General features: G+C 72.8%; 6 protein-coding genes. 4 read left to right on the top strand and 2 right to left on the bottom strand.

Annotated features, from left to right (window positions below):
• Positions 1–11: 11 nt before the first annotated feature.
• Positions 12–473 carry an FtsB family cell division protein gene (locus tag VN520_RS39490; RefSeq protein WP_325751788.1) on the bottom strand — a complete coding sequence of 154 codons (462 nt, stop codon included), beginning with the start codon at positions 471–473 and terminating at the stop codon, positions 12–14.
• Positions 474–522: 49 nt separating this feature from the next.
• Entirely contained in the window at positions 523–1,488 is a 966-nt protein-coding gene (gene rsmH, locus VN520_RS39485) for a 16S rRNA (cytosine(1402)-N(4))-methyltransferase RsmH (RefSeq protein ID WP_325751787.1), read from the bottom strand.
• Between the two features lie 408 nt (positions 1,489–1,896).
• Here rsmH and VN520_RS39480 point away from each other — a divergent pair, with 408 nt between their 5' ends.
• The 4 genes from VN520_RS39480 to VN520_RS39465 all read left to right on the top strand — a co-directional run.
• On the top strand, positions 1,897–2,460 hold the full coding sequence (locus VN520_RS39480; RefSeq protein ID WP_325751786.1) for a carbonic anhydrase: 564 nt from the start codon (positions 1,897–1,899) through the stop codon (positions 2,458–2,460).
• Between the two features lie 190 nt (positions 2,461–2,650).
• Positions 2,651–3,697, top strand: a complete 1,047-nt coding sequence (locus VN520_RS39475) for a MoxR family ATPase (RefSeq protein WP_325751785.1) — start codon at positions 2,651–2,653, stop codon at positions 3,695–3,697.
• Positions 3,697–5,037 (top strand): DUF58 domain-containing protein, encoded by a 1,341-nt coding sequence (locus tag VN520_RS39470; RefSeq protein WP_325751784.1) that lies wholly within the window; start codon positions 3,697–3,699, stop codon positions 5,035–5,037. Before VN520_RS39475 ends, VN520_RS39470 begins: the two co-directional genes overlap by 1 nt.
• An 11-nt stretch (positions 5,038–5,048) precedes the next feature.
• On the top strand, positions 5,049–7,347 hold a 2,299-nt coding region (locus VN520_RS39465), incomplete at its 3' end, for a DUF3488 and transglutaminase-like domain-containing protein (protein ID WP_325751783.1).

The following is a 7,347-nucleotide window of genomic DNA, read 5'->3' as shown; positions in this document are numbered from 1 at the left end:
ACAGCACTGCGTCACCTGCCGGAGCTCGTCGGGGGCGGTGTGATCGGGGTCGTGGACGGCGTCGCCGAGGATACGGCGGGCGGCAGGGAGGCCGGGCCGGGGGCCGCGGTGGCCCGCTCGGGCACTCCGCGGACCGAGCCGTCCGGGTTCAGGAAGGCGGGGTTGCCGCCGGGCACCATGCCGAGCTCCCTGGCCCGGCGTTCCAGCGCGTCGGGTTCGGAGTAGCTGTCCACGTCCTGCTGGAGGGCCTGCTGCTCGTCGGTGAGCTCGGTGGTCTCCCTCTTCAGCTCGCTCAGCTTGAACGATCCTTCATTGAGCGCCGAATTCAGCAGCAGGAGCGAGATCAGGCCACCCGCGAGCAGCAGCACGACCAGCAGGACGAAGGGGGTGCGGGCTGCGGTGCTCGGTCCTGAGGGCATCAGCCGCGCGAGCCGGCCGGCCCGCCCCTTCATCTGCCCGGCCGTCCTGGTCACCGCGGTGCCACCGCCCTGTTCCGCCGCCGGCCGGCCCGGCGGGCCCCCCTCATCGCTCCTCCTCGCGGATCCGCTGGGCACCGCGCAGCCTGGCGGGGGCGGCACGCCGGTTCTCGGCCACCTCCTCCTCGGTGGGCAGTTCGGCACCGCGGGTCAGCAGCTTCAGCCGGGGCTGGTAGCGCTCGGGGACGACGGGCAGTCCGGGCGGCGCCGTGTTGGCCGCCCCGGCCGCGAAGACCTGCTTGACCAGACGGTCCTCCAGCGAGTGGTACGAGAGGACGGCGATCCGGCCACCGACGGCGAGGCTCCGCACCGCGGCCGGAACGGCCCGCTCCAGGACGGTGAGCTCCCCGTTGACCTCGATGCGCAGGGCCTGGAAGGTGCGCTTGGCCGGATTGCCGCCGGTGCGCTTGGCGGCCTGCGGCAGGGAGTCACGGATCAGCTCGACGAGACGGGCGCTGTTGCTGAAGGGTTCCTTCTCGCGTTCGCGCACGACGGCCGAGACGATGCGCTTGGCCTGCTTCTCCTCGCCGTACGCGCGCAGGATCCGCACGAGTTCGCCCGGCGGGTAGGTGTTCAGCACCTCGGCCGCGCCGATGCCGGTCGTCTGGTCCATCCGCATGTCGAGCGGCGCGTCCTGGGCGTACGCGAAGCCGCGGTCGGCCTCGTCCAGCTGCATGGAGGAGACACCGAGGTCGAACAGCACGCCCTGGACCTTGGGGATGCCCAGCCGGCCGAGGACCTCGGGCAGTTCGTCGTAGACGGCGTGCACCAGGGTGGCGCGGTCGCCGTAGGGGGCGAGGCGCTCGCCGGAGAGCCGCAGCGCCTCCTTGTCGCGGTCCAGGGCGACCAGCCGGGCGGCGGGGAAGGCGGCGAGCAGCGCCTCGCTGTGCCCGCCGAGCCCGAGGGTGCAGTCGACGACGACCGGGGGCTGCGGTCCCGTCGCCTCCAGTGCCGGGGCCAACAGGTCCAGGCATCGCTGGAGCATCACCGGGACGTGTCGGGTCTGGCTCAAAGCGCCCTCTCAGGCTCTGTCCCGTGCGGCCGCACATGCGCTCTGGTCCCCGCCCGCCCGGAAGGGGAGGCCGGCCGGCGCCGGGGAAGGGGCGTCGGTCGGCCGTCGAGCGGGAGAGGGCCGGGCCGCATGTGCGCCGCACATCACGGGGAATTCGAAACATATAAGAATGTGCAGAATGCGCAAGCGTGTCGGTAACTTCGTGTCACTTTAGTCCACCCTGCCATCCGATCCATTCCCGTTCAATGAACCGCGCAGCGCGTCGCACCGCCGTCGCGGCCGGAGAACCTCACCCGGTCGGACGCCTGCACGCGAGACCTGTGGGGTGCGTCACAACAAGCCACGTTGGCGTTCTTTGTTCCCCTCCCCAGCACGCCGGGAGCGGTCGCGAAGGTTAACGTCATAGCCATGTCGACTTCTGCGTACCCTTCCGCCGGGACCGATTCCGCCACCTCCCCCGCAGCACGCTCCGGAGGGACGGTCACCGACCGCCTGGTCGAACTGAACACCCGTTACGCAAAGGCGTTCACCGACCCGGGCCTGAACGCGCGGCCCGCGCTGCACGTCGCCGTGGTCGCCTGCATGGACGCCCGCCTCGACCTCTACCCCGCGCTCGGCCTGGAACTCGGCGACTGCCACACCATCCGCAACGCGGGCGGCGTGGTCACCGACGACGTCATCCGGTCGCTGACGATCAGCCAGCGGGCGCTCGGCACCCGCAGCGTCGTCCTCGTCCACCACACGAAGTGCGGCATGGAGTCGCTCACCGAGGACTTCCGGCAGGACCTGGAGGCCGAGGTCGGACAGCGTCCCGCCTGGGCGGTGGAGGCCTACTCCGACGCCGACCAGGACGTACGGCAGTCGATGCAGCGCGTGCGCACCTCCCCCTTCCTCCTGCACACGGACGATGTCCGCGGCTTCGTCCTCGACGTGTCCACCGGCGCCCTGCGCGAGGTCCTCCCCGCCTCCTGAAAACCCCTGACATAGGGGCCACATCCGGCATATCGCTTTCACTTGTCCGCAGGCGAGTGACACGAAGCGGTAACGGCAACAAGAATGCGGGTGCGACATCTCTCCGGGTCCTCCGGAGAGTGTCCGTATTTCGGGGCGGGCCGGGCAGTTCTGTGCGCCGGCCCGTGCACAAGGGGCCGAGGAGGGCCGGGTGACGACCTATGACGATCGAGCGAGCCTCACGGATCTGACCACCGCAGCGGAGCGGGTACGCAGGTCGGTCGAGGGTGTGATCGAGGGCAAGCCCGAGGTCGTACGGCTTTCGCTGACCGTGCTTCTCGCCGAGGGGCACCTGCTGATCGAGGACGTGCCCGGGGTCGGCAAGACGATGCTGGCCAAGGCACTGGCACGGTCCATCGACTGCTCGGTGCGGCGCATCCAGTTCACACCGGACCTGCTGCCCTCGGACATCACCGGAGTCTCGGTCTTCGACCAGCAGCGACGGGACTTCGAGTTCAAGCCGGGCGCGATCTTCGCCCAGATCGTGATCGGCGACGAGATCAACCGCGCCTCGCCCAAGACCCAGTCGGCCCTGCTGGAGTCGATGGAGGAACGCCAGGTCACGATCGACGGCCGGACCTATGAGCTGCCCGATCCCTTCATGGTCGTGGCGACCCAGAACCCGGTGGAGATGGAGGGCACCTACCCCCTCCCCGAGGCACAGCGCGACCGCTTCATGGCCCGTGTGTCGATCGGCTACCCGAGCGCCGAGGCCGAGCTGCAGATGCTCGACGTGCACGGCGGTGCCTCGCCGCTGGACGACCTCCAGCCGGTGGCGCACGCCCATGACATCGTGAAGCTGATCGACGCGGTGCGCGAGGTCCATGTGGCCGAAGCCGTCCGGCGGTACGCCGTGGAGCTGGTGGCCGCCACCCGTCAGCACCCGGATCTCAGGCTCGGGGCCTCACCGCGCGCCACCCTTCATCTGCTGCGCGCCGCCAAGGCGTCGGCCGCCCTGGCCGGACGGGACTACGCCCTGCCGGACGACCTCCAGGCCCTCGCGGCCCCGGTGCTCGCCCACCGGCTGCTGCCGACGGCGCAGGCACAGCTCAACCGCCGTACGGCCGAGCAGGTCGTGCTGGACATCCTGCAGCGCACACCCGTGCCGACATCGGGCGGCGGGGCCGCCCCGGGGCAGCCCCGGCACCGTCCCGGCAGCCCGGTGTACGGCGGGCAGCCCGGCGCACGGCGGCTGTGATGACGGCCGGGGCGCCCGGCCCCGTGGACGAGAGCGACGGCAGGGGTGGACTGCGGGCGGCCCTGAGCGGACTGACGACGCGGGGGCGGTCCTTCCTGGCCGCCGGTGCCGCGGCGACGGTCTGCGCGTATGTGCTGGGCCAGGACGACCTGCTCCGGGTCGGCCTGCTCCTCGCGGTGCTGCCGCTGGTCTGCGTCACCGTCCTGTACCGCACCCGCTACAGGGTGGCCGGCAGCCGGCGGCTGTCGCCGTCCCGGGTGCCGGCCGGTTCGGAGGCGCGGGTCCATCTGCGCATGGACAACGTGTCCCGGCTGCACACGGGCCTGCTCATGCTCCAGGACCGCGTTCCGTACGTTCTCGGGCCCCGGCCCCGGTTCGTGCTGGACCGGGTGGAGCCCGGTGGCGTACGGGAGGTCTCCTACCGGGTCCGCTCCGACCTGCGCGGGCGCTATCCACTGGGACCTCTGCAGCTCCAGCTGAGCGATCCGTTCGGGATGTGTGAGCTCACACGCTCCTTCAGTGCCTACGACACCCTCGTCGTCGTCCCCCGCACCGAGCCGCTTCCCGCGCTGCGGCCGGCCGGGGAGGTTTCCGGATACGGCGACGGCCGGCAGCGTTCGCCGGCGCTGGCCGGCGAGGACGACCTCATCCCGCGCGGCTACCGCCACGGTGACGATCTGCGACGGGTGCACTGGCGTTCCACCGCGCGCCACGGCGAGCTGATGGTGCGGCGGGAGGAGCAGCCGCAGCGGGCCAGCTGCACGGTGCTGCTGGACACCCGGCGGATCGCCTACCAGGGTGCCGGACCCGGATCGGCCTTCGAGTGGGCGGTGTCCGGGGCGGCGTCCGCGCTGGTGCACATGCTGGAGCGCGGCTTCGCGGTGCGGCTGCTCACCGACGAGGGGAGCGCCGTGCCGGGCGAGGGCGCAGACGGCTTCGCCGGTTCGTCCCAGGGGTCCGCGGACTCGGCGGGCCTGATGATGGACGCCCTCGCGGTCGTCGGCCATTCCGACGGAGGCGGTCTCTCCCGTGCCTACGACGTGCTGCGCGGGAGCGGTGAGGGGCTGCTGGTGGCGTTCCTCGGCGATCTCGACGAGGAGCAGGCGGCGGTCGTGGCCAGGATGCGGCAGCGCAGCCGCGGGGCTGTCGCGTTCGTGCTGGACGGCGACGACCGGGCGCACGGCCCGGAAGCCGCGCCGCCCTTGCGGCTGCTGCGTGAAGCGGGATGGACGGTGGTGACGGTGCCGCCCGGGGCGGAGCTCGCCCGGCTGTGGCAGCAGGCGGGCCACGAGGGCTCCGGAGCGCGGTCCTCCGCGGCCGGAACGACGACAGGGCTCTGAGAAGGATGGTCATGAGCGGGCGTACCCGACTGGCGCTGTGCGCCTTCGCGGCCACGATGATGACGGCCGGGGCGCTGCTGCCCCTGGTCGAGACGTCGCAGTGGGTCCTGCACGCCGCGTTCCTGCTGGCCGTCCAGAGCGGCGTGGGTGCGTCGGCCCGCCGGGTGCGCCTGGCACGCGTCCTGACGGTCTCGCTCCAGGTGCTCGTCACCCTGCTGACGCTGACCGTGGTGTTCGCCAGGGAGCATGCCGTGTTCGGTGTGCTGCCCGGCCCCCAGGCGGTCCAGCGGCTCACCGAGCTGCTGGCCGCGGGCGCCGACGACGTCGGCCGGTACGCCATTCCCGCGCCGGCCACGGACGGCATCCGGCTGATGCTGATCGGCGGGGTGCTGCTGATCGGGCTCGCCGTGGACGTCCTCGCGGTGACCCTCCGCGCCGCCGCTGCGGCCGGTCTGCCGCTGCTCGCGCTCTACTCGGTCGCCGCCGGGCTCTCCGACGGCGGGGCGGGATGGCTCTGGTTCCTGCTCGCGGCGTGCGGTTATCTGCTTCTCCTGCTGGCCGAGGGCCGGGACCGGCTGTCCCGGTGGGGCCGGGTCTTCGGCGGGGTGTCGCGTACGTCGGGCGGCCTGGCGGCCGGTCTGGAGGGCTCCGGGCGTGCCCTGGCGTCGGTCCGTACGGGCCGGCGCATCGGCGTGGTGGCGCTGGGCATCGCGCTGGCGGTGCCCGCGGCCCTGCCCCCTCTGGACAGCGGGCTGCTGGACGGCACGGGCGGCGGGCCGGGCGGGGGGAGCGGCGGAGGCACCATCTCCGCGGTGAACCCGCTGGTCTCGCTGCAGAACAACCTCAATCAGCCGGAGAACCGTGAGGTGATGTCGTACCGCACCGACTCCGGGAGCCCGCAGGACTTCTACCTGCGCATCCTGGCTCTGGACCAGTTCAGCGGGGGCGAGTGGCGTCCGTCGACCCGCACGCTGAGGGACGTCCCCGACAGGCTGCCGCAGCCGGCGGGACTGGGCGGGGAGGTCGCCGTCACCGAGATCCGTACGAGCATCTCGGCGTCCCGCTCGTACCAGCAGACGTATCTGCCGCTCCCCTACCCGGCGAGCGAGGTCGACATCGAGGGCCGCTGGCGGTACGAGCCCGAGGGGCGCACCCTGGTCGGCGACGACGGCCAGACGACGCGCGGCGCCCGGTACGAGGTCAGCAGCCTGGTGGTGGAGCCGACGGCCGGTCAGCTCGCCGCGTCGAGGGAACCGGGTGCGGACCTGGTCCGTGAGTACACGCGGGTCCCACCGTCGTTGCCCGCTGTGGTCGGGGAGACCGCCCGGCGGGTGACCGCGGGTGCCGCCGACGACTACGAGCGGGCGGTGAAGCTCCAGGACTGGTTCGCCTCGGAAGGTGGTTTCCGGTACGACACGACGGTGACGTCGGGCACCGGAACGGCGGCGATCGAGCGGTTCCTGAAGGAGAAGGAGGGCTTCTGCGTCCACTTCTCCTTCACGATGGCCGCGATGGCCAGGACCTTGGGCGTTCCGGCCCGGGTCGCGGTGGGCTTCACGCCGGGCACGGTCCAGGCGGACGGTTCGGTGTCGGTCGGGCTGCGGGACGCGCACGCCTGGCCCGAGCTGTACTTCGAGGGCGTGGGCTGGACCCGCTTCGAGCCGACGCCGTCCCGGGGCAGCACCCCGGCGTACACCCGGGCGGACGCGCCCTCGCAGGACCCCAGTGATCCCGCGCTGCCGACGGACGGTGCCTCCGCGGCGCCCACGGCCGCCCCCTCCGTCTCGGAGTCCTGCCCCGCGCAGATGCGTCAGCAGGGTGAGTGCGGCGCGTCCACGGCCCCCGGGGCCACGGTGCCCGCCGGTCCGGGGACCCCGGCGGGCACCGTGGTGCTGTGGGTGCTCGGCCCCCTGCTGGTGCTCACGCTCCTCCTGCTGCCGATGCTCTGGCGGATCCGGGCCCGCGGGCGGAGGCTCGGCTCCTCCGGGGGGCGCACGGCCGCCGATGCCGGTGCCAGGGTGATGGCGGCCTGGCGGGAGATCATTGATACGGCCTGGGATCACGGCATTCCGCCGGACGAGTCGCAGACCCCCCGCAAGGCCGCGGCGCGTGTCGTGCGGCTGGGAGGCCTCGACGGGCCCTCGGCCGCCGCGGTGCACCGCGTGGCGGGTGCGGTGGAGCAGGTGCTCTACGCACCCGAGCCGGGCGCGGTGTCCGCGCCGGCCGAGGACGTGCGGGTCCTCCGGGCGGGGCTGTGGGCCGTGGCGGGCCGCTGGGGCAGATTGCGGGCGACGCTCGCACCCCGTTCGG

Origin of the sequence: Streptomyces sp., assembly GCF_035563135.1 — a bacterium.
Classification (GTDB): Bacteria; Actinomycetota; Actinomycetes; order Streptomycetales; family Streptomycetaceae; genus Streptomyces.
This window is presented reverse-complemented; position numbering and strand designations above follow the sequence as displayed.

Bases quoted from the DNA above. Each gene is read 5' to 3' on its own strand.
- VN520_RS39480 (WP_325751786.1), top strand. From the start codon at position 1,897: ATGTCGACTTCTGCGTACCCTTCCGCCGGGACCGATTCCGCCACCTCC.
- VN520_RS39470 (WP_325751784.1), top strand. From the start codon at position 3,697: ATGACGGCCGGGGCGCCCGGCCCCGTGGACGAGAGCGACGGCAGGGGT.